Genomic DNA, 22,761 nt, shown 5'->3' with positions numbered 1-22,761 from the left:
TTTTCGCAAACGGTTGGCAAAGACCGCAACTGGCGCTACCCTGAAGGTTCTGTTTGCTTAACGCTAAGCCATGGAAGCCTCTGACATGTTTGAAAAAATCACTGCTGCACCTGCGGACCCAATTCTGGGCCTGACCGATATTTTCCGCGCGGATGACCGCCCTAATAAAATCAACCTGGGGATCGGTGTCTACAAAGACGAAACCGGGAAGACGCCGGTGCTAACCAGCGTAAAAAAAGCTGAGCAGTATTTGCTGGAAAATGAAGTTACCAAAAACTATCTGGGCATTGATGGCCTACCCGTTTTCGCTAGTTGTACTCAAGAACTGCTGTTCGGTACCAATAGCGCGATCATTACCGATAAACGTGCGCGCACTGCTCAAACGCCGGGGGGTACTGGTGGATTACGTATCGCCGCTGACTTTATCGCCCATCAAACCAGTGCCAAACGTGTCTGGGTTAGCAATCCAAGCTGGCCAAACCATAAAAACATTTTCGCGGCCGCAGGGCTAGAAGTTGTTGAGTATGCATATTATGATGCGACAAATCATGCGCTGGACTTCGATGGCCTATTAAATAGCCTGTCAGAAGCCCAAGCTGGTGATGTCGTGCTATTCCATGGCTGCTGTCATAACCCTACCGGGATCGACCCAACAGAAGACCAGTGGAAACAATTAGCTGAACAGTCTGTAGCCAAAGGTTGGTTGCCACTGTTTGACTTCGCTTATCAAGGTTTTGCTAAAGGCTTGGAAGAAGATGCCCAAGGCTTGCGTATTTTCGCCGCGAAACATCAAGAATTGATTGTTTGCAGCTCTTATTCCAAAAATTTCGGTCTGTATAATGAACGTGTTGGGGCCTGCACGGTGGTGGCTGCGACCAGTGAAGTAGCCGATATCGCCTTTAGTCAGGTTAAGGCCGTTATTCGTGCTAACTACTCTAACCCACCGGCTCATGGCGCCTCTGTGGTTGCGACCATACTCAGCACCCCTGCGCTACGGGCTATTTGGGAACAAGAACTGACCGATATGCGCCAGCGTATTCATCGTATGCGTCAGTTATTTGTGAATACCCTGCAAGAGAAAGGCGCTCAGCAAGATTTCAGCTTTATTATTAACCAGAATGGTATGTTCTCGTTCAGTGGCCTGACCAAAGAACAAGTTTTGCGTCTGCGTAATGAGTTCGCAGTTTATGCCGTAAACTCTGGCAGGGTTAACGTTGCCGGGATGACACCGGATAATATGGCACCACTGTGTGAAGCCATCGTTGCCGTGCTCTGATTAAGCTATAATGACAGACTGCAAAGGGTGCTCAGGCACCCTTTTTTATACATAAAGCCCAAATAGTCTTAATAGAACATATATTTGGCAAACTCAGCCATTGGCATGGGACGCCCATACATATAGCCCTGTAGATAATCCACTTTGTGCGCTTGCAAATAACGCATTTGGGTATCATTCTCGACCCCCTCGGCGATGGTTTGTAGCCCCAATCGTGTCGCCAGATCGATAACATTCCCCACTATATGGCTCGACAAAGCATCTGAACCAATCATGCCAACAAAACTTTGGTCAATTTTTATAAAGTCGACTTTAAATTTCTGCAAATAAGTTAAACTTGAATGTCCAGTTCCAAAGTCATCGATAGCAATAAATACGCCCAGAGCATTGAGCTCTGCAAATAACCTATCTGTAGTCTCGTCGGCAACAATCAACTGTCGCTCAGTTAGCTCGAGTGTAATATTAATCTTATTGCCACCAAAGGCCTCAATAAAGCTACGACAATCATCCACCAAACTCAAATCACGACAATGATTAGCGCTAATATTAAAACCAAAGTGAAAACCTTCAGGTAACTGATTTACATAAGGTGCAAATTTTTCCCTCACTTGCCTCATAATAGAGCACGTCATCGGTACGATAAGCTCACTGTCCTCAGCCATTGGAATAAACTTATTCGGTTGAATTAGCCCATGCCCTGGATGTTGCCAGCGCATTAATACTTCGCAGCCAACCCAACATTGATCCTTACCGGATACAATTGGCTGCATATAAGGAATAAATTCATTATTTTCTAATGCATGTCTTAATACTAAGGTCGGTGATGCCGCCCTACCTGATAACCAGAAAACTAGGGTGGCAAACCCGAGACTTATTAGTATGAAGAAAATTAAGCTGCCTCGCGCATATTGCCAGGCATAATCTATATATTGCTGATGAGAAAGAGTGGTACTTAATGAATAGGCAAACTTCTCAGAGGCCAAATATAAAGGTTCATCTCCATTTGGTGGGCGGCCTGCATGAACCATCCCTGCCGCATCCATCCAGGCATTACCCACTCGCAGTTGTAATTCAGCATCACGGCTCAAAAGGTTCAGAATACTACGTAAGTAGTAGCCATCGACGGCAACCAAAATACTGTAATCGCCTCGCTCCTGCCGGTAAGCGATTAAAGCACGATCAGGCGTAACATCATTGCCTGACATTAATTCTAATTGCCCATTAACAAACGCACCTAAATCAAAATGGGTCGCGAGTGGTCCATATATTGATGAACAATAAATAGTGGAGCCTTTAGCTAAAGTGACGGAGCGAACATCCGGGATCATCACTACTTGATCGCGCAAATTCTGCACGACCTGCAAACAAGGTTTCCCTAATCCGGTTTCAACCTGGATCGCAGCATGCTGCAAGTTATTAAATATTTGATCGAATCGCTCCCTGGCTTGCAATAACCTAGTCTCAGCATCCTGATGCATATTGGCCTTGGTCTGCGCATAAATCACCACAGCACCTAACAGCAAGAATAGTAATAAAATTATGCAAGAAAATCCGAGCCGGGACAGTAACTTATTCAGTCTGAAACGACGAAATGGCATAGTGAATCCCATTGAAAGGCGTTCGTCATTTTACGAACTCGAAATGGCAATAAAAAGCAGTGCCGGATTAATATCAGTTAGACCTTTTTTGTTATGCCGTACCTTATCAATATCGCAGAGATCGTTATTATTTAATAACCGTCATCATTATGTGCGTAGTACAAGTAAATAGCTGATTATTTGTTCACAAAATACTTAAACACTTCTATTAAATATAACGTAAAAAAGGCACCTGACGGTGCCTTCCTTGTGATCAATACTTGAATTATGCATAAAGTTTGTGACAGTAAACTTGATGCATTACCAGATTGCAGGTTCTTCTCGTATAAACGGATTGGTCTGCCGTTCATGGCCTAAGGTAGACATAGGACCATGACCTGGAATAAACGTCATATCATCACCCAAAGGTAATAATTTGGTTCGGATAGAATTAATTAATTGCTGATGATCGCCACGCGGAAAATCACTGCGCCCAACACCACCATTAAAGATAACGTCACCTACTAACGCCAAATGATCCTGCTGATCGATAAAAACAATGTGCCCCGGTGTGTGTCCTGGACAATGCAAAACGGCTAACTCCACTTCACCCACAGTGACTTTGTCACCTTCTTCCAACCAGCGAGTTGGGGTAAAAGCCTCACATTCACTAAGCCCAAACATTTTACTCTGGGCTGGCAATCCTTCTAACCAAAAAGCGTCTTCTTTTTCTGGGCCATAAATAGGCACCTGAAAATGTGCGGCGAGTTCTGCGGCGGCACCAACATGGTCAAGATGGCCGTGAGTCAGTAAAATTTGGCTAACTTTAACACCCTGACGCGCCACTTCAGCGATGATCTTGGCAGCTTCACCACCTGGGTCCACAAGTGCAGCTTGCCCTGTCGCTTCACACCAGATTAGTGTGCAGTTTTGGCTAAAAGCCGTCACCGGAATAATTTGATATTTCATAAAGCTCCAACCCCAATGCCCAACCCAATAGATGCATAGCATTGGCAAAAAAATGCGTATTACCAGGTGCGTGTTGGCCCAGTATCAATATGCACAAAATTACTGCGAGGGTAATATCCTACACCACCTGCGCGCATTTTTAATGCCGCTTTGCGGATATTACTCAATTGAATGCCTTCTATATGGAAATCCATCGCCCGCCCTTGGGTATGGAAGCTGTGTTTGGCGACACCTCGGCTACGTTCACGTAGTTCATTATTCGTATCAAGTGAGCGATAACCCGAAATAAGCTGTATCGGTTTAGTTGTACCGAGAAGACCTTGCAGGCGGTAGAGTTGGTCAAACAGACGTGGATCGATGGTTTTAACTTTATTGGCCCGATAATCACGGAATAGATGATTTAAGCGGGAAAGTTCGTCTTTGTTATAGCTTCGACCATCGAAGAATTCGGCTTTTATGGACTCACCTGTATTCAAATTATTCAGGGTCAAGATACGTGGGCGAGGAGTAGAAAGGGTAGCGAATGCTTGCCCCGGCAGCAGCGATATACCCAGCGCGGCCCCGCCTAACGTTAGCCATTTACGGCGATAATTATCAATTTTATCCATGATCTCTGTTAATACCCGGCAAGAATGTCAAAAGTAAGCACTATAAAATGTGCCGTCCCGAACCATAACCGCCTACGGAAAACCAGTCAACCCGCATTCGGCACGCATTCACTGTGCGTTTAGATTCAGGGGCTGGGTGCCCATCAATGAGCGCCCACAAGACAACCCGATATTGAGACCATTAGTTATTGAGTTTTACTGCATTTATTGCAGCAAAAGTTCAGCCTGTTGGGAGATTTGTGAACCTGATCTCACCGTCATATCATAATTGTAAATATCTGTTCTAAACTGCGGTTTGCCATCTTCTGCCACCCATGCCGTCAGATAATACAGTTGCACCGGGATACGTTGGCGAATGTTGACGTAAGTAGTATTCCCTTGTTTTAAGGTCGACGACACTCGCGCATCATTCCAACCCGCATCCTGTAACAGCATATTGGCTAAATCTGAGGCTTTATTGACTCGGACACAACCTGAACTCAACGCCCGTATGTCTTTCTGGAACAAACCATGGTTCGGCGTATCATGCAGATAGATAGCATCAGAACTCGGCATATTAAACTTGAACCGCCCCAATGAGTTACTGGCACCAGGCTCCTGACGCAGACGATATGGGAAATTATTCGGCGAAATCATGTTCCAATTGATCATCGAAGGATCGACGACTTCAGCATCGTTACTCCAGCCGGACAATACGGTATAACCATGGCGCTGGAAGTAACTGGAATCATAACGCGCTTTCGGCACGATATCCTGACGTATTAGGGATGTTGGCACATTCCAAGGTGGATTAACCACCACATTATTTAACGCGCTGCTCATGAGGGGGGTTTTGCGGCTTGGGCGGCCAACAATCACTCTCGATGAAAGTACCTCCGCACCATTCTTATAATAATTCAGAGAATAGTTAGGTATGTTAACCATAATGCCATTATCTACACGGCCCGGCAGAATACGTAAACGCTGAATATTTAATGCTAATAATGTGGCCCGTGTTTGTGGGGTAACATTCAGCCATTCGCGGGTCCTGATACCGATAACACCATCATCACTTAGCCCGTGCCACTGTTGAAAACGTTTAACGGCTTCCATTAACTCTGGAGTGTAAACATTATCAGTCACTGCAGCAGTGGCCGTCAGTGGTGCTGATGATGGAGCAACAACCACGCCCCCAGTAACCGGAACATCCGCGACCGGTGCCGCAGATGGGCTGACAACTAAGCTGTGTGCCTGGGCTCGGCTTTTCTCTTCATCAACCGAGAGGTCATCATTAACAACCGCGACTGCCGGATTATCTGCAGGGATGACTTCACTGTCTTTCGCTGATACTGAAGCCACTGGGTGCAACATGCCAGTTCTGTCGAGAATCTCCCGCAACGCGGGTATATCGTCACTTAGCTGACCGGGGCGTAAACTTGGGCCATTAGCCATTTGTGGCCATGGACGCCGGTCAGCCAACATCTGTTTCAGCGCCTGATGCATTTTTTCATATTGCGGATGCTGGGGAGCCAATGAGGCCAGATAAGGTGCTGTCGTCCCTTCGTGAACTGCCTGCTGCCAGCTATTTACAATCGTGGCTGGTGGCATAGCCATCTTGTACGGCACATTGCTATATAACCAGACACTGCCATTCGCGCCAACGCCTGAGATAAAGTGCAAATATCCCAACATGGCATCGGACAAAATAATATCGCGAGCCATACCTGTAATGTCAGGATCACTCAACCATTTTACCCACTGCATAAATTGCGGTTGAATACCGGAGAGGGCCACTTCCGCCAATTGCTGCTGAAAATGCTGAACAGCCGTTCTATCCTGCCACATCGGCTGCATTTGATTAGCGGCATAAAGTAGCGCTAATTCAGAAGAATAGAGTGGAGTGACGTTTTTTGGTAACGTCGCCAATAACTGAGAGCGACTTTGTGCGACGGTCATACTTTTTGGCGCGACAGACAGTGCTGAAGATGAATCTACAGGCATGACTGGCACAGTGGCCGATGCGGTAAATACCGGTATCAGGCTACCAACTAAAGCGCAGTATAACGCGAATACACGTTGCGGATTTTTTCTCTCTACCGACATTCTATGCCCCCGGTATGCTTGTCTAAATACGTCATAGTCTGTCGTTACCTTTCTTCCCTGAAGTCGCAGCATGCTAGCGGCTTTCTCACCCGAATGACTGACGGGAATCCGCTCAGTATTGTTTGTTGTTCGACTGCAATACCACTCTCTTTGGGTATTAACATTATTATACAAACAGAAATCCTACTGGGCGGCCAATATTACAAATTTAGCCATTTACGTTACGCTAACAGATTTTCTCTGGTTATAAAATATAACCCTCAAATGTGCCAGCAAATAAAAATGGCCGCTAAGCGGCCATTAAATGGAATTAATTATTATTCACGCTTTCACTGAACAGTAATTAACCGGGTTGCTGCTGTTCAACAGGCTTTGATGGCAGCGTTGGAATTTCATTTGCAAAACCGCGTAAGCCAACAACATGTACATGTTCATGATTTTGGAAGACTTTTCGTACCAGCTTATACGTTGTCCCTTTTTCTGGACTAATATTTTCTGGCGCAGCAATAATTAACTGCATTTCTAGCCGCTCGCACAATTCGAATAATGTCGCGATGGATTTTGCATCCAGACGCGCGGCCTCATCCAGGAACAGTAGACGGCACGGCGAAATATCTTTGCCACGTAAACGACGCGATTCCTCTTCCCAACTTTGAACAACCATCACCAGAATAGACATCCCGGTACCGATAGCCTCACCGGTTGATAATGCCCCACTCTCTGCCCGTAACCAACCATCAGCACCACGGTAAACCTCAACTTCCAGCTCCAAATAGTTACGATAATCCAGTAACTCTTCACCAATAGTTTGCGGCAAACGCTGCCCCATATCCATTTGTGGGTTTAGACGCTGATAGAGTTTTGCCAGTGCTTCAGAGAAGGTCAGGCGGTTACTGTTGAACAGATCCTGATGCTGCTCTTGCTGCTCGGATAACACATCAAGCAAGGTTGCATGGGCTTCACGCACATTCACATTCAGCCGCACACTCTTCACCTGACCGAATGACACGGCTTGCAGGCCTTGATTCAGCATACGAATACGATTCTGTTCACGCTGAATGGTTTTACGGATGATATTCGAGACGCTTTTTGAACTGATCGCCAGTTTCTGCTCACGGGCCGTCAGTTCCTCGGTCAGACGACCCAGCTCAATCTCCATTTGTTCAATGGCTTCAACTGGATCATCAGTACGGATAATATCCTGACGAATACGCTCACGCAGATGTTGGTACACCGCAATATAGAACTGGACTTTACGTTCAGGCCGTTTGGGATCTTCAGACAACCGCAGCACATCACGTAGATGTTCATTATCGGCTACCGCCAGACGCAATGCCCCCAACGCCTTATCCGACATTGAGCGCAATTCGTCGCCATCCATATAAGCCAGTTCCCGACGATGTAAGCGGCGCTCAACACCATTATCTTTCACCATTCGCATCACCGCACACCAGCCCGCTTTAGCATTAACCACTTGCTCGCGAATCTGATGATAATCCCGCTCCAACTTGCGCAGTTTCTTCTGCAAGCTGTCCATCTCGGCTTCACAGAAAGTCAGCTGCTTTTCTAACTGATTACGGCGTGAGCGGTTGGCACTCAATGCAGCATGCAGTTCATCACGGCGAGTACGAGCGCGGGCCTCAGCATCAGGATCTGCCTGAACGCCAATATCCACCAGCTCCTGACTCAACTCTTTGAGCATGTCACGTTTGGCATCATAAGAACTTTTTAATGATGCCAACACCTGATTGTATTGCGTGAACTGGGCCTGATACTGACGTAACTGCTCACGGGCGCGGGTACGCTCAGCTTCTGCCTGCTCTAAACGCTGGCGTAGCTTATCATTGAGATCAGAGTTTTCCGTCAGCATGCCTGCGGAATCGGTATAGCTAAAGTGTGCACGGCGCTGAACTACTTCAATCAATGCAAAAGCTTGCTGCTTCGCCTGGCGCTGGCTGTTTTGTGCCAGTGCATAGTTTTCTTGCAGCTGTTCGTGCTGCTGCGGGTCACTTTGCAGTACCGCCAACAGCGGCTCAAGTTTGGTCAGTGAAGCCCCGTGTTTTTGAATATGACGAGCGGCTTCTTGTGCTTCTGCCAGCTCCTCGGTTATCTCTTCAACACGGTCAGTCAAAGTATCATCAAGTAACAGTGAAACCAGCGGGATCAGGCGGTTAAGGGCTGAAATACCCTCTTTAGCCTGTTCGAATTGCTGGCGTTGTTGTTGATTTTGATCTTCATGTGCACTCAGGGCGCGCTCAATTTCGCCACGGCGAGTATTCAACAGGCGAATTTCAGCTTCGGGATCAGAATCAAATGCCACTGCCAGATGAGAGCCAATAAAACGGCTGAAGGCTTGATGCAGGCGCTGCGTTTTTTGCACATCAAAAGACAACGTCGCATAGCGCTCTGCCAAGCTATCGCGCTCTTGATACAGTGATTCCAGCCGGCTTTCACGGGCAGCACGGCCGAACAGTGGCACTTCCGGGTAGCGCGAATAACGCCATTGGCGATCGGCAATTTTCACCACCACCGCTTTTTCATGCTCTTCGACGGCAAATACGCTGTCATCAAATGACTGCGGGTCCCCTTCGATGAGATAGAGATCTTCCGGGCAATCTTCCAGCCCCTGCAATTGGTCACGTACCAATGATAAGTCTGGCACTACTATACCGTGGCGCGATGGGCCATATAATGCAGAGAAGTATGGCGCATCGTCGATGGTCACATCGTCATAAATTTCGGATAACAGCACGCCGCCAAAACGTTCGGCCAACGCAATCATCCGTGCATCTTCAGCACCACTTGGCTGGCTCAGCCGCTCGATTTGTGCATCAATGGCACGTTTGGTCGCGGCCACTTCATCGCGCTCAACCGTGGTTTCGCGCTCACGCTCCAGCAACTGCTGCATGTACTCAGTGACCTGACGGCTATCTTGCAGCGTTTCGCCACTTTGCTCACTGAGTTGGCTCAACGCATCTTGTGCCGCTAGCCAAACCGGAGCTCGTGCTGTAAGTTCCTGAATTTTCTGCTTCAGTTGTTCCAGTTCCTGACGCATTTCCATGCGCCGCTCACCGGCATCACTAACACTGAGAGAAAGCTCTTCAACTTGAGATTCCAGCTCGCGCTGCAACTCTTCCAGCTCTTCCGGCTGATATTCCTGCCCCTGACGTTTGCAGAATTCCTGCAATAAGCGCTCGGCATCTTGCTGGGCACGCAAGCGCTGTTCCAATTCGGACAGACGCATGCGCAGTGGCTGAACGCGCTCAGCCAAATGTTGCTGAGACGGCCAGTCACGTAATAATTCACGCGCGGTCTGCCAAGCTTCACTGCGACTGACTTGACCGGCAATCGCCACCACCAGCTGATAAGCTTGCTCAAATTGGCTATGCGCCGCATCAGCAACACTCAGTTTTTGTTCAAGCTGCAATAAAGACTCGGTTGCTTCTTGCTCTTTGGCCTGGAAAGTTTCCAGCCACTCTTCAGCATTATCAGCCGTTAATTCTGGCAGCTGGCACAACGCACGCGCACGTTCCAAGGCCTGTAATGCTTGTTGATATTGAATGGCTCGTGTCTGCTGCACATCTAGTGCTTGCTGATAATCAGCCAACTGACTTTTCAGTTCGTCAACTTCCAGCTCTGCGGCTTCGGCATGTGCTTCATTGTCAGCTTGCTGCTCGCTTGACTCGGCAACAACTTCATTTTGCTCTTCCAGCCGGTAAGTCAGTTCTTCCAGGTCACTCTGATAGCGCTCGATCTTTTCCTGCTGGCGCATCGCCGCCTGAACTAAACTCAGATGGTCGCTGGCTGCCTGATAGTCGGTTTCGAGGTCAGATTCTGCCCCAGTCTGTTCCGCCAATTCGCGCGACATTTCGACATGCCGATACTGTTCGGTCACCAGTTGCTTACGGCTGGCCAGTAAGTCACGGCGTAATACCAAAGCACCGTCAAGGTGAATACGCCGCTCATTGGCATGGCGCATATAGTCAGCAGCAACGTAGGACGTTGCCTCTGAGATCAAGTGCTTAAACAGGTCACGGTCAGACTGGGTAACGCGAATCGCCTCAAGAGTCATGCGGTTTTCACGTAACGCCGACTCCATGTCTTGGAAGGCTTTACGTACTCCGCTGTTTTCTGGCAATAAATAGTCGCGAAGTGAACGGGTAATGGCGCTGGAGATACCACCGTACAATGACGCTTCAATCAAACGATAGAATTTACTGCGGTCCGCGGAAGAGCGTAAACGCTTTGGAATCACCCCTAAATCAAACATCAAGGCGTGGTAATCAGTGATGGAGTTAAATTGCTTAAATTGCACCCCTTCCATCGCTTCAACGCGCTCTTTCAGTTCGGGCAATGACAACACGCGCGCCTGGCGCTCACCCACCACCTCGGTGAGGATTTCTGTTGGCTGAATAGCTGTCGGCAACCCTTGGATAGTGAAAGGCTTAATATCAACTTTACGATCACGTCCGGCAACTTGTTGCAGGCGCACCCCTACTACCACGCGCTGATGGCGGGAGTTGACCACATCTAAAGTGGAATAACACACCCCGGCACGCAATTTACCGTGCAAGCCTTTATCGCGCGAACCACTGGTCGCCCCGGCTTCGGTGGTGTTACGAAAGTGCAGTAATGTCAGGTCAGGGATCAGTGCAGTAACGAAAGCCGCCATGGTGGTGGATTTCCCTGAACCATTCCCCCCGGATAAAGTGGTGACCAACTCATCAAGATCGAATGTTCGAGCAAAGAAACCATTCCAGTTAACTAGCGTCAGTGAGCGAAACTTACCGCGTTCAATCATTCCTGTTCATCCTCTGCACTGTCCGTTGCATTACCCATGGTGATATCGGTTTCATCGCTTTCATCATGGAGTGACAGACTGTTCTCTACCGCCATGGCTTCACCATCACGGATCATGCGTAACTGGGCTTCGCGTGGGTCATCGCCACTGCGCACGTCGGCACCAAAGCGGAACACCGCCTCAGTGATACGGAATTTGCTACTGTCATTGCCCATAAAGTAGATCATTCCCAAACGACGTAGCCGGTTGAGTGACGTTCGTACTTTTTCCTGCAACTTCTGCTTATCCAAATCTGAACCGGTTGAGCGCTGATTAACGAATTTCAGCAATTTGCTCTCATCAGCCAGACTTAGCAGCTCTTCGTACAACTCATGCTGCGCAAAAATACCTTCATGGGCTAAGCGCTCCGGGCTGAGGTACAGATAACAGAGAATTTTGCCAACCATCATATCCAACTCAGATAACACTGAACGCGGAATAAGGGTGGTCGAACGCGGGCGTAAATAGAAGAAGCCTTCCGGTGCACGGATTAATTCCACGTTATAACGGGTATAAAACTCTTCCAGTTGTTCCTGAAAATCCATCAGGAAGGCATGATTATCCAGCTCATCAATACCGATATGACGGCCAGCGCGCAGCTGGCTATCGAGTGCCGGAAACAGTGAGTTGGCCAATGCCTGAGCCAGTTTAACCGGCATTACTACTTCAATATTTGTTGATGACATGTGCCTGCACCTTGGCTCCGTAATCATTGATTGCCAACCATTGAGCTGGTAACCCTGAGAAATCGGCTTCGGCCACACCAAGGCGAACTGCCTGGTCGACCAGGATACGAGCCACGTCGAAATGACGAGCACGCGGATATTGCGCGAGGTAATCGCGCATCACTTCCCCCAGATTAAGTGGCAGTTTCTGCTGCTGGTAAACCAGCAATGCCTGCTCAATCATGGCGGCTAGCTGCTCACGGATCTCATTAAACTCTTCAAACTCCAGATCCGGTGGCAGCTCCCCGGTAACCTCTTCACTACGCAATGCCAACTCTTCATCGCGCATATCCAGCAAGCGATCGGCGTTGGCGTAGGTAAGAGCCCAAGGGCTATCAAAATAATTTTGAACTGATTGGCGCAAACGCTGGGCGAATACCCGGTTTTTATCCATATCAATTGCAGTACGGATAAACTTGTGTACATGGCGGTCATAACCGATCCACAGGTCAATGGCCTGCTGACCCCAACTAATAATGCGGTCAAGTTTGCTTTGCAGATCAAAGACCAGCTTATCAACCAGATCCAGACCGGCATTGCCGATGGTGGCTTCCTGAATCCGCAATAAATTCGCCTGCAGCTTATCACCCGCGGCTTCCAACGTATCTTGTAATTCTCGCAGTGTACCGGAGGTTTCTGACAGCAACATTTCGCAGCTAGCAATAGCGGCACGCCAGTCTTGATTCAGCAGTGCGGCGATATCTTCCTTCACGCTATGCTGCTGTTCATCCATCAAGCGCTGCGTCATATCAATACTGTCAAAGATTTCAGCTACAGAATATTTGAGCGGGGCAAACACATTTCGGTGCCAATGGAATTCATCTCCACCCTCTTCTGCCGCTTCGGCTGCGCGTTGTAGCTCTTGCGCCACAATCGACAACTGCATCGACAAGCGCAGAGTGGAGAACTCACGCTGGCGGATATAATAGTCAGTGATACCAATGCCCAATGGCGTCAGGCGGTAAATAGCATTACCGTCGGCCATTTCACTGGTAAAGCGGTTCAGTAAACGCTGGCGTACCATGTCATTGATGGCATTATTGGCGCGCACTGCCACGGTTTCGCTGGTCTGTTCAAAACCTTTACTGACATGACGAAATGCATCAACCAACTCCCCTTCGCTCATTTCGCCGTCCAGCCGCTCACCGTTTAAGGTAGCAATAGCCATAAGAAAGGCCAGACGCTCCGTTGGCAGAGTAATCGAAAAATCATTTTTTCGCGCCCAGGCGACCAGTTCGGGTACTGTCTGGGAAAATTCACTCATAATGGGTCCTTCAGATTCGGCTTAAACGCCATGACATGCACGTAGCGCCCCAAACTGATAAAGGGCTCCTGCCGGCAATAGCGCTGTTCCAACGCCAATAATTCAGCAAACTCATCGACTTGTTGCTGTTTATTTTTCATGTAATCGTGAAACACCCGCACTCCCGTCTTACCGCTAATGGTTAATCCCATTTGCTCAAGCCAACCATATACCGTCGGTGGGTCTAAAGGATATTGCGGTGACAGCGAGCGCTGCCGGCGCCTCTTGACACCCGGTATTGCCAACTGAAAATTACCCAATACCGCATTACGCATCACCAACCCATTGGCATTGAAAAACATCAATGAAAGCGCACCACCGGGTTTTAGCGCATTAAAAAGTATTTGCAGAACTTGTTGAGGTTCTGCAATCCATTCTAAAACCGCATGGAACAATATCAGATCAACTGGCTGTTCTAAATGTTGGGTGATGTCCTGAGCCGCACTTTGTACAAATTGCATGTTGTGGCTCACACCTTTTTCTTCAGCGGCAACTTTAGCACGCTGAATCATCTCCGCAGACAAGTCACATAATAGAACCTGATGACCTAATGCCGCCAGTTGGCAAGCCATATGCCCTTCGCCACCACCAGCATCTAAAATCCGTAACGGGCGTTGCGGTAACTGCGCTAACAGCCCGGTGATATCTTGCCAAACCACCGCTTGACGAATCATGCCTTTCGTCGTGCCGTAGATATTGCGGGAAAACTTCTCGGCAATATCATCGAAATTGCGATCCTGCATAGATAACTGTTCCACCATCATCAATATAACTATTGATTTACCCGCGTTGATAGAGACGTACAAATCAATGGCTATAGCAAAAAGAATGACTACCAACCTGCTATTTTGGCACAGCCTGACTTAGAATAAATCTTCTTGGCCCATAATCATCACCAAATGCCGTTTTTTCAGCCAAAAGGTTCCTGTTTTTATGCTTTTTACCCTAAAAAAGTTTGTCGGCGGCTTATTAATGCCACTGCCCTTGGTACTCATTCTTATGGGACTGGCACTCATCTTATTGTGGTTTACCCGTTGGCAGAAAAGCGGCAAAACGCTTTTTGCATTAAGTTGGCTGGTATTACTGCTTATTAGCCTACAACCTGTCGCAGATCGCCTGCTGTTGCCGTTGGAAAAGCAATACGCAACTTATCAGGGAAACGACCCGGTAGATTACATTGTTGTACTTGGTGGCGGCTACACGTTTAATCCGAATTGGGCGCCAAGTGCGAATTTATTCGCAAATAGTTTGCCACGGGTAACAGAGGGAATCCGGCTATATCGTGCTCATCCCGATGCAAAAATGGTGTTTACTGGCGGTGCTGGCCCCAACAGTCAAAGCAGCGCAAGAACCGCAGCACAGGTTGCTGAAAGTTTAGGTGTCCCAGCCGAGAACATTATTGCATTAGATCAGCCCAAAGATACTGTCGAAGAAGCCGCCGCCGTGGCGAGCTTGGTGGGTGATAAGCCATTTTTGTTGGTGACTTCCGCCAGCCATTTGCCACGGGCGATGAAGTTCTTCGTGGCAAAGGGGTTGCATCCTATTGCAGCACCGGCCAATCAGTTAGCTATTACCACACCGTTACATAGCTGGGAGCGCACTATTCCAGCCGCTGTGTATCTCGGCCATTCCGAGCGGGCCTGGTATGAAACATTGGGATTAATATGGCAGAAATTAACTGAAAATAGCCCATCAGCAAATTGAAAGAGATGACAGAGATATTTAATCTAGCCAAGGTAAAAGTTGCCGGGCCGCATTATCAAATAAAGCCCGGTCTAAATTGCCGGTATGAATAAAACGAGATACCAGTTCCCAAACAGTATAAAGCCAACGACGGGCAACAAAGGATTCAGAAACCGGTGCTTTATTGAGATAGCGATAAAATAGTTGGCTCGGCATTCCCTCTTCACTGAGACGGAATAAATCATACTCGCGTGGGGCCCATAGTATCGGGCCAGGATTCAGCATCGCCAATAACTGATCGCTGCGTGCATCTTTCAGCATACTGCGTAAGGTGAGATTGCCGTGAACCAGCACTGAACTGTCGTCAAAACCGGCAAAAAGTGCACTTAAGGAGGCCCTAGCACGATAAAGTACCGCACGGTCTTCCAGAGTTATGACTGGCGAATTCATATTTGATAGTGTGGCCCATAACACTTCGACACGTTGCTGATACCAACTGAACCAATCATTTTCCTGTGTGCTATCAACATTACCAACACAGCCATGGCTATCAATGCGGTGCCAGGCTAATACACCTTCAACTATCTGATCCATCAGAGCATCCCAGCGCTCCCCGGTCCGAGTTGGCGCTTCCACTGAAACGCCACGTAGACGCTCCATCAGCAGAATTTCTTTATATGGGGATTGATGGGTCATGACTAAGCCATACACTGTCGGTAGGCGAATATCGCCTTCACGCGACAACATTGACAGTTTATATGCCTCTTGCTGTGCAATCCCCTGACAGACATAACTCTTGGCCAACAATGGAATAGCCTGCCCCTGCTGATTATACATTGCATAGAGATGGGCATAGGGCTGCTCGCTGATACACTCAAGGCGGGTAATAGACTCTCCAAGCACCACGCTCAACTCAGCTTTCAGCTGTTCCATAAAGCTCTTCCGATTATTTGACTATAGGGATTGCTCATAATGGAATGGTGGGCTGGATATTTCCAGAACACAGATCAAATAACATCCATAATAAAAATCAAACCATCGGCTATAAAATAACAACGGCAGGATCTCATGAACCTGCCGTGGGAGTTCTAGCTATTATTATTGAATTACTGATTGAGCATAATCGCCCGAACTCGGTCCAAATCTTCTTGAGTATCCACCCCAACTGCAGGCGCGGCTTTTGCCACAGCAACATGGATTTTCTCGCCATACCACAGCACGCGAAGTTGCTCTAATAATTCGATTTGTTCCAGTTGACTGGGAGCCCAATTGACATAACGGCGAATAAAACCGGCACGATAAGCATAGATACCAATATGACGTAAGAAACAGTCACCAATGGTGTCTTTAGATTGAGCAAAACGCTCTCTCTCCCATGGGATCGCCGCACGGGAAAAATAGAGTGCATAACCCTGTGCATCCATAACCACTTTCACCGCATTTGGATTAAAAGCTTCTTCACTGCTTTCAATCGGCACAGCAAGGGTTGCCATACCCGCGCTAGAGGCCGCCAAATTATCAGCCACCTGACGAATTATCACCGGAGGTATCAGTGGCTCATCACCCTGCACATTGACGATAATGTCATCATCGGCAAAATTATAACGTTCAATAACTTCGGCTAAGCGCTCGGTACCAGACTGATGATCAGCACGAGTCAGACACACCTCGCCCCCTGCGGCTTCAACCGCTTTCACCACATCTGGATGGTCTGTTGCCACAATAACCCGAGAGGCACCTGACGCCAACGCTTGCTTCATCACATGAACCACCATGGGTTTACCCGCAATATCAGCCAGTGGCTTACCGGGTAGGCGGGTTGAAGCATAGCGGGCGGGAATTATAGCAATGAAACTCATGCGTGCTTCTCATCAATTGACAATGGGCGGGCCTCGTTTTCTAACAATACCGGGATACCATCACGCACCGGGTAAGCCAGATTGTCAGCTTTACATACCAGCTCAAGATTTTCTTTATTGAAGTACAACTTGCCGTTGCAGACCGGACAGGCAACGATTTCGAGTAAACGGTGGTCCATACATCCTCCAGAATGGAGTTTAGCCAGCAGGAAAGTGGTCGAGGATATCATATCCGCAGTTGCAGGTTAACTGCGCCGATGCCGTCATTGATATCAGTGGTTAATTACAAACCGCCATGTTAATCAGCGTTAATATAAGTAAATACCATCGGCAATTGAGGTGATAAATGTTGGTTTTGTTATTGATATGTTGAATATCGAGGAGTATCATTTTGTGACTGACATCACAAAATTATGTACATCGAGTAAGAAATGAAAGTATTCCATAAAATTATTGCGCTGTTTGCTAACTTCAGCAACTGAGCCGCAAAAATACAAATAGCAGCACCTGCAAAATAGCCCAGCGATGAAGTTAATATCGAATAGAGGCAACTACGTCAAATCAGACGAGTATAAAAACTAACGGCTACCCTTGGGTAGCCGTTTTCTTAGAAAGCGATCACATCAGCTGCTGACGGCCCGTGAATACTACGATATGTAGAGAATTCAACGTCCTGCCCTTCACTCAGTGATTTATTTTTGGTATTGGCAATGGCTGTCTTGCTGACATACACATCCAAACTACCATCGTGTGGAGAAATGAAACCGTAGCCTTCAGACTGGTTGAACCATTTCACGCGACCCATTTTTAACGTCATAATAAATTTCCTTTTACTGGGCATCCTAACAACTCATTTTTATTTATTGTTTAGATGCAGTTGCCCATCCTAAAGTTTTCTGATTAAACCTCTATGAGCTTGATTGTATGAAAAAACCCGCATAAGTGCGGGTTTTAGAATTTTGCTATCCGGATAGATGATTAACACATTAGCATCATCAATTTCCAAGATAATTCAAACATCATAATTCTGAATTACAGAGCAATAACGTTTGCGGCAGCCGGCCCGCGCGGGCTGTCTTGGATGGTGTACTCAACACGTTGGCCTTCAGCCAAAGTTTTGAAACCATCAGTTGCGATTGCGGAGAAGTGAACAAACACATCTTTACCGCCATCATGCTGTTCAATAAAACCAAAACCTTTAGCTTCGTTGAACCACTTAACCTGACCAGTCTTCTTAGACATAACTTTTACCTTTACTATCAAAAACAAATACCAATAAATCTGCCATAAGGCACTCTACGCTATCGGGAATAGCGGGTCTGCATCAGAAACATTACTTATGGGAGTTACTTATCGGAGATACTAGGAGGTTCGTCTTTGAAGCGGCATCAAAAGATAACGTCTTTGGAGGAACTGCTTTGCTTTACTCTCGTACACTCTTACACATAAATAGGTCTGTATCACAGGCCGACGGCTATTTACTCACAATAAATATAATCATGCAATCATTTTATCTGGGAAAACGGGTCAAACAGCAGCATCAATGAGATATCACGCATAAAAAACCAATATTCTCCGCTGGTTACCCCCTAACTTAACGATATCAACCTAAAATAAAAATTGAGCATACCAGCAACCACCCGGCAATATGCGCTTCAATAGGCCAATAGGAGCAACCTGATGATGACCCACCCACCCTTTGTGCATCCCGATGAAATACGCGCCAGATTCTCTCGTGCTATGTCAGATATGTACCAGGCCGAAGTCCCGCTATACGAAGCTTTATTGCAATTGGTGGCCGAAATCAATAACCAAACCCTGGAACAGCAACCTGAACTGGCCCGTCATTTGCACCAAACTGGGGAAATAGAGCGGTTAAATATGGAGCGACATGGTGCTATACGTGTGGGAACTGCCGCCGAGCTTGCCACCTTACGCCGTTTATTTGCCGTCATGGGGATGGCCCCTGTAGGCTATTATGACCTCGCGCCTGCCGGAGTGCCGGTTCACTCCACAGCATTTCGCGCCGTGCATGAGGCTGCATTGCAAGTCAGCCCTTTCAGAGTTTTCACTTCGCTATTGCGCCTGGAGTTAATTGAACAACCAGAGCTGAGACAACAAGCGGCTGATATTCTTGCGAAAAGAGATATTTTTACCCCGCGCGCCATCGAGTTAATTGCCACGCATGAAACTGTAGGTGGGTTGACTGATAATGAAGCGACTGATTTTATCACTCAGGCGTTGGAAACATTTCGCTGGCATAATCAAGCCACAGTCAGTGCGGAGGTTTATCAGCAACTGCATGATCAACATCGGTTAATTGCTGATGTGGTTGCTTTCAAGGGCCCCCATATTAATCACCTGACGCCACGAACGTTAAATATAGATGCCGTGCAAACGGCGATGCCAGAACACCATATTACCCCCAAAGCCGTGGTCGAAGGGCCACCACCGCGCCACTGTCCAATACTGTTGCGACAAACCAGTTTTAAGGCATTGGAAGAGAAAGTCGCGTTTATATCCACTGATGGGCAGTGTGTCCAAGGGCATCATACTGCCCGTTTTGGAGAGATAGAACAGCGAGGTGCAGCCCTGACCGCCAAAGGTCGCTCTCTTTATGACCGCTTGTTACAAGCAGCACAGGACCAATTACAGGTACCAGTGAATGAGAAAAATGCGGCACAATATAATGCCATTCTTTGTGAGCACTTTAGCCAATTTCCCGATGATTACCCGACCATGCGCACAGAGAAGCTCGCCTTTTTCCGTTACTTCCCCACCGAGAAAAGCCTCCGTGATTCTGCAGTATCCATACGGAATCTCACCTTAGACCAGCTGATTAACACGGGTATCATCCAATGCGAACCTTTGGTTTATGAGGACTTTTTACCGGTCAGTGCCGCGGGTATTTTCCAATCAAATTTAGGGGAAAAAGGGCAGAGTCATTTTACTGGGCACTCCAGTAAGCGGGATTTCCAGCGGGATTTAGGTGCTGAAGTCATTGATGAACTGCAATTGTACGAGGAAACTCAGCAGCGCTCGCTGGCTGAATGTGCCGCAGCCTTAAAGCTGGCGACACTGAGTTTATAAATTGGATGATATCGAATGGCGAGGTAGCGCCTGAATTTTCAGTAGTAATTGTTCAGCCTGATCAGGTGGTAGCTGTGCATCTACTGGCAGATACCACCAATTAGGCTGAGCAAAAGCCCGGCATTTGACGGCATCCTTTTCGGTCATGAGTAAAATCTGTGGCCCCGAAGTCAGTGGGCTAAGTTGAGCTAATGAATAATCCTGATGGTCTGCAAAGGCATATTCATTTTTAGGCTCAATACCTATTGAACTCAGTGTGGCAAAAAAACGCGGTGGGTGACCGATTCCCGCCATCGCGATGACATGGTGCAATTGCTGTACAGGCAAGCGCTCACCCGTCACCAAATTAATTGCATCGCACGCCACTAACTGCATGGGGATTTCACCCGCAGCTGCAATACCGCCATTAGTTATCACTGCATCGACAGAGCGCAGTCGCCCTGCCCGCTCCCGCATTGGGCCTGCAGGAAGCCACCAACCATTACCAAAGCGCCGCACACCATCTATCACAACCAACTCAAAATCACGCTGCAAAGCGTAATGCTGTAAACCATCATCTGTGATGATGAAATCCAGCTCATGACATTTCAATAAGGCTTTCACCGCCTCAGAACGTTTGGGTGAAACAGCAACTGGCGCTCCGGTGCGCTGAAAAATAAGTACCGGTTCATCACCTGCCTGAGACGTGGTTATTTCATGGGAAAGTAGCAATGGATAGACATCTGACTTACCACCATAACCACGGGACACTATACCAACACGGTAACCCCGAAGCTGTAGCTGTTCCACCAGCCAGATGACCACCGGCGTCTTACCGTTACCGCCAGCGGTAAGATTACCGACAATGATAACCGGCACTGGAGCCCGCCAAGCTGAACGCAGCCCCAGAGTATAGCTAGTACGAATAAGCCAAGTGATTGCCCCATAAAGCCAGGATAGTGGCAGCAATAATAAATACAGCCACGACTTCCCAGACCAGATACGTTCAATCATTGGCCAAACTGCATACGGTTAAGTTGGGCATAAGCACCCTTTTTCGCCAGCAATTCGGCATGTACACCACGTTCGACAATTCGGCCATCTTCAATGACCAAAATCTCATCCGCTTTTTCAATCGTGGATAAGCGATGTGCAATAACCAGTGAAGTACGGTTTTTCTGTAACTCATCCAATGCAGATTGAATCGCCCGCTCCGATTCAGTGTCCAGTGCCGAGGTCGCTTCATCCAGAATCAATATTGGACAATCTCGCAATAAAGCCCGTGCAATGGCAATACGTTGACGTTGACCGCCAGAAAGCATGACGCCGTTTTCCCCAATCACAGTGTCCAGGCCATTTTCCATTTTATTGATAAAGTCCATGGCATAGGCCATTCGGGCGGCTTCTTCAATTTCAGCCCGACTGTATTGCTCATCACGTGCATAAGCGATGTTATTAGCAACGGTATCATTAAACAGATGAACACTTTGCGATACTAGCGCAACCTGATTGCGTAAGGAGCCCAACCGATAATCACGTAAATCATGACCATCCATCAAAATACTGCCTTCACTCACATCGTAAAAACGAGTGAGTAAATTGGCGATAGTTGACTTACCTGAACCTGAACGCCCCACTAATGCCACGGTTTTACCCGCTTCAATATGCATATTAATGTCATTCAGTGCTGGAGTGTCTTTGCCCGGATAGTAGAAAGTCACATGGCGGAATTCTATTTCGCCTTTCGCACGTTCAACCTCCAGTTTGCCGTCATCTTTCTCCTGCTCCATATCCAGAATAGTAAATAACGTCTGGCAAGCCGCCATACCGCGCTGGAATTGTGCATTCACATTAGTGAGTGATTTCAATGGGCGCATCAGTGCAATCATGGCTGAGAACACCACAGTAATGGTACCGGCGGTCAAGGTTTCCATGACACTGGGGAAGCTTGCTGCATAGAGTACAAATGCCAGAGCAAAAGAGGCGATCAACTGAATAATCGGGTCGGAAATGGAAGAAGCAGAAACCAGTTTCATCCCCTGCTGGCGCATACGATTACTAACAGTCTCAAAACGCTCGGTTTCAACTTTCTGGCCACCAAAGATCAACACTTCTTTGTGCCCTTTGAGCATTTGTTCTGCACTGGTGGTCACTTCCCCCATTGTGCTTTGCATATTCTTACTGATATTACGAAAACGCTTTGAGACCAAACGGATAGAAACCGAAACAATCGGTGCAATGACGATTAAAATCAGCGACAACTGCCAGCTGTAATAAAACATCATAATAAACAAACCGATAATCGAAGCTCCTTCCCGAACAACGGTGACCAATGCGCCAGAAGAAGATGCTGCGACTTGCTCGGAATCATAGGTAATACGAGATAACAGAGTACCAGTCGATTGCTGATCAAAAAATGAAACTGGCATTCCCATCATATGGCTGAATAAGCGGCGACGAATATGCATCACCACTTTGCCGGAAACCCAAGAGATGCAATAGCTTGAAATAAAGCCAGTGACACCACGGACGACCATCAAACCGATTACGGCCAGAGGCATCCATTTTAAAATTGAGCTGTTTGCTTTACCAAAACCATCGTCTAACAATGGCTTTAGCAATGACAGCATAAAGGTGTCACTGGCAGCATTAAGGATTAATGCTATCGCCGCCACCACAAGACCGGTCTTAAAAGGAGAGATCATTGGCCAGAGGCGACGAAACGTCTGCCAAGTGGATAGATCTTTATCATTCATCATGCAAATACCAG

General features: G+C 47.5%; 18 protein-coding genes. 3 read left to right on the top strand and 15 right to left on the bottom strand.

The window, feature by feature from the left end; all coding sequences use genetic code 11:
* Positions 1–85: 85 nt before the first annotated feature.
* Positions 86–1,276 (top strand): amino acid aminotransferase, encoded by a 1,191-nt coding sequence (locus DJ58_RS15250; protein WP_032911307.1) that lies wholly within the window; start codon positions 86–88, stop codon positions 1,274–1,276.
* Positions 1,277–1,344: 68 nt separating this feature from the next.
* Here the strand turns inward: DJ58_RS15250 and DJ58_RS15255 are convergent, their stop codons facing one another.
* The 8 genes from DJ58_RS15255 to cmoM all read right to left on the bottom strand — a co-directional run bounded on the left by DJ58_RS15255 (position 1,345) and on the right by cmoM (position 14,123).
* The gene (locus tag DJ58_RS15255) at positions 1,345–2,874 is read right to left on the bottom strand and encodes an EAL domain-containing protein (protein ID WP_032911309.1); all 1,530 of its coding nucleotides are present in this window, start codon (positions 2,872–2,874) and stop codon (positions 1,345–1,347) included.
* Between the two features lie 300 nt (positions 2,875–3,174).
* Positions 3,175–3,822, bottom strand: coding sequence for an MBL fold metallo-hydrolase (locus DJ58_RS15260; protein WP_032911311.1), 648 nt, complete (start codon positions 3,820–3,822; stop codon positions 3,175–3,177).
* 59 nt (positions 3,823–3,881) lie between these two features.
* Positions 3,882–4,430 carry a peptidoglycan L,D-endopeptidase MepK gene (gene mepK / locus DJ58_RS15265; protein WP_004709991.1) on the bottom strand — a complete coding sequence of 183 codons (549 nt, stop codon included), beginning with the start codon at positions 4,428–4,430 and terminating at the stop codon, positions 3,882–3,884.
* 204 nt (positions 4,431–4,634) lie between these two features.
* On the bottom strand, positions 4,635–6,512 hold the full coding sequence (ldtD, locus tag DJ58_RS15270; RefSeq protein WP_004709993.1) for a L,D-transpeptidase: 1,878 nt from the start codon (positions 6,510–6,512) through the stop codon (positions 4,635–4,637).
* A 343-nt stretch (positions 6,513–6,855) separates the two neighbouring features.
* Positions 6,856–11,313 (bottom strand): chromosome partition protein MukB, encoded by a 4,458-nt coding sequence (gene mukB, locus DJ58_RS15275; RefSeq protein ID WP_032911313.1) that lies wholly within the window; start codon positions 11,311–11,313, stop codon positions 6,856–6,858.
* On the bottom strand, positions 11,310–12,038 hold the full coding sequence (mukE, locus tag DJ58_RS15280; protein ID WP_032911314.1) for a chromosome partition protein MukE: 729 nt from the start codon (positions 12,036–12,038) through the stop codon (positions 11,310–11,312). Before mukE ends, mukB begins: the two co-directional genes overlap by 4 nt.
* Complete coding sequence (gene mukF / locus DJ58_RS15285) at positions 12,019–13,341, bottom strand: chromosome partition protein MukF (RefSeq protein WP_032911316.1); 1,323 nt, start codon at positions 13,339–13,341, stop codon at positions 12,019–12,021. The genes mukE and mukF overlap by 20 nt, the downstream gene beginning before the upstream one ends.
* On the bottom strand, positions 13,338–14,123 hold the full coding sequence (cmoM, locus tag DJ58_RS15290; RefSeq protein ID WP_032911336.1) for a tRNA uridine 5-oxyacetic acid(34) methyltransferase CmoM: 786 nt from the start codon (positions 14,121–14,123) through the stop codon (positions 13,338–13,340). Before cmoM ends, mukF begins: the two co-directional genes overlap by 4 nt.
* A 190-nt stretch (positions 14,124–14,313) precedes the next feature.
* Between cmoM and elyC the strand changes: the two genes are divergently transcribed.
* Positions 14,314–15,084 carry an envelope biogenesis factor ElyC gene (elyC, locus tag DJ58_RS15295; protein WP_032911318.1) on the top strand — a complete coding sequence of 257 codons (771 nt, stop codon included), beginning with the start codon at positions 14,314–14,316 and terminating at the stop codon, positions 15,082–15,084.
* An 18-nt stretch (positions 15,085–15,102) separates the two neighbouring features.
* On the opposite strand, the gene DJ58_RS15300 is transcribed toward elyC, so the two are convergent.
* The 5 genes from DJ58_RS15300 to cspE all read right to left on the bottom strand — a co-directional run bounded on the left by DJ58_RS15300 (position 15,103) and on the right by cspE (position 18,164).
* On the bottom strand, positions 15,103–15,996 hold the full coding sequence (locus tag DJ58_RS15300; protein ID WP_004710006.1) for a YcbJ family phosphotransferase: 894 nt from the start codon (positions 15,994–15,996) through the stop codon (positions 15,103–15,105).
* 173 nt (positions 15,997–16,169) lie between these two features.
* Positions 16,170–16,922 carry a 3-deoxy-manno-octulosonate cytidylyltransferase gene (gene kdsB / locus DJ58_RS15305; RefSeq protein WP_032911320.1) on the bottom strand — a complete coding sequence of 251 codons (753 nt, stop codon included), beginning with the start codon at positions 16,920–16,922 and terminating at the stop codon, positions 16,170–16,172.
* Positions 16,919–17,101, bottom strand: a complete 183-nt coding sequence (locus tag DJ58_RS15310; protein ID WP_004700032.1) for a Trm112 family protein — start codon at positions 17,099–17,101, stop codon at positions 16,919–16,921. Before DJ58_RS15310 ends, kdsB begins: the two co-directional genes overlap by 4 nt.
* A 428-nt stretch (positions 17,102–17,529) precedes the next feature.
* A complete protein-coding gene (locus DJ58_RS15315) occupies positions 17,530–17,739 on the bottom strand; it encodes a cold-shock protein (protein WP_005159937.1) in 210 nt (69 codons plus the stop codon).
* Between the two features lie 215 nt (positions 17,740–17,954).
* Positions 17,955–18,164 (bottom strand): transcription antiterminator/RNA stability regulator CspE, encoded by a 210-nt coding sequence (cspE, locus tag DJ58_RS15320; protein ID WP_004713318.1) that lies wholly within the window; start codon positions 18,162–18,164, stop codon positions 17,955–17,957.
* 441 nt (positions 18,165–18,605) lie between these two features.
* On the opposite strand from cspE, the gene hglS reads away from it, so the two are divergent.
* Positions 18,606–20,012: a 2-oxoadipate dioxygenase/decarboxylase HglS gene (hglS, locus tag DJ58_RS15325; RefSeq protein ID WP_032911337.1), complete on the top strand. Its 1,407-nt coding sequence runs from the start codon at positions 18,606–18,608 to the stop codon at positions 20,010–20,012.
* Here hglS and lpxK read toward each other — a convergent pair.
* Complete coding sequence (gene lpxK / locus DJ58_RS15330) at positions 20,007–21,005, bottom strand: tetraacyldisaccharide 4'-kinase (protein ID WP_032911321.1); 999 nt, start codon at positions 21,003–21,005, stop codon at positions 20,007–20,009. The genes hglS and lpxK overlap by 6 nt on opposite strands.
* Entirely contained in the window at positions 21,002–22,750 is a 1,749-nt protein-coding gene (gene msbA, locus DJ58_RS15335; protein WP_004710018.1) for a lipid A ABC transporter ATP-binding protein/permease MsbA, read from the bottom strand. The genes lpxK and msbA overlap by 4 nt, the downstream gene beginning before the upstream one ends.
* Between the last annotated feature and the right edge of the window lie 11 nt (positions 22,751–22,761).

Origin of the sequence: Yersinia frederiksenii ATCC 33641 (assembly GCF_000754805.1) — a bacterium.
Classification (GTDB): domain Bacteria; phylum Pseudomonadota; class Gammaproteobacteria; order Enterobacterales; family Enterobacteriaceae; genus Yersinia; species Yersinia frederiksenii.
Note: the sequence above shows the minus strand (reverse complement) of the source record. Positions and strands in the feature narration are given on the sequence as shown.

Bases quoted from the DNA above. Each gene is read 5' to 3' on its own strand.
- kdsB (WP_032911320.1), bottom strand. From the start codon at position 16,922: ATGAGTTTCATTGCTATAATTCCCGCCCGCTATGCTTCAACCCGCCTA.
- DJ58_RS15250 (WP_032911307.1), top strand. From the start codon at position 86: ATGTTTGAAAAAATCACTGCTGCACCTGCGGACCCAATTCTGGGCCTG.
- DJ58_RS15310 (WP_004700032.1), bottom strand. From the start codon at position 17,101: ATGGACCACCGTTTACTCGAAATCGTTGCCTGTCCGGTCTGCAACGGC.
- mepK (WP_004709991.1), bottom strand. From the start codon at position 4,430: ATGGATAAAATTGATAATTATCGCCGTAAATGGCTAACGTTAGGCGGG.
- elyC (WP_032911318.1), top strand. From the start codon at position 14,314: ATGCTTTTTACCCTAAAAAAGTTTGTCGGCGGCTTATTAATGCCACTG.
- DJ58_RS15255 (WP_032911309.1), bottom strand. From the start codon at position 2,874: ATGCCATTTCGTCGTTTCAGACTGAATAAGTTACTGTCCCGGCTCGGA.
- mukF (WP_032911316.1), bottom strand. From the start codon at position 13,341: ATGAGTGAATTTTCCCAGACAGTACCCGAACTGGTCGCCTGGGCGCGA.
- lpxK (WP_032911321.1), bottom strand. From the start codon at position 21,005: ATGATTGAACGTATCTGGTCTGGGAAGTCGTGGCTGTATTTATTATTG.
- mukE (WP_032911314.1), bottom strand. From the start codon at position 12,038: ATGTCATCAACAAATATTGAAGTAGTAATGCCGGTTAAACTGGCTCAG.
- DJ58_RS15315 (WP_005159937.1), bottom strand. From the start codon at position 17,739: ATGACGTTAAAAATGGGTCGCGTGAAATGGTTCAACCAGTCTGAAGGC.
- msbA (WP_004710018.1), bottom strand. From the start codon at position 22,750: ATGATGAATGATAAAGATCTATCCACTTGGCAGACGTTTCGTCGCCTC.
- mukB (WP_032911313.1), bottom strand. From the start codon at position 11,313: ATGATTGAACGCGGTAAGTTTCGCTCACTGACGCTAGTTAACTGGAAT.
- DJ58_RS15300 (WP_004710006.1), bottom strand. From the start codon at position 15,996: ATGGAACAGCTGAAAGCTGAGTTGAGCGTGGTGCTTGGAGAGTCTATT.
- DJ58_RS15260 (WP_032911311.1), bottom strand. From the start codon at position 3,822: ATGAAATATCAAATTATTCCGGTGACGGCTTTTAGCCAAAACTGCACA.
- cspE (WP_004713318.1), bottom strand. From the start codon at position 18,164: ATGTCTAAGAAGACTGGTCAGGTTAAGTGGTTCAACGAAGCTAAAGGT.
- ldtD (WP_004709993.1), bottom strand. From the start codon at position 6,512: ATGTCGGTAGAGAGAAAAAATCCGCAACGTGTATTCGCGTTATACTGC.
- cmoM (WP_032911336.1), bottom strand. From the start codon at position 14,123: ATGCAGGATCGCAATTTCGATGATATTGCCGAGAAGTTTTCCCGCAAT.
- hglS (WP_032911337.1), top strand. From the start codon at position 18,606: ATGACCCACCCACCCTTTGTGCATCCCGATGAAATACGCGCCAGATTC.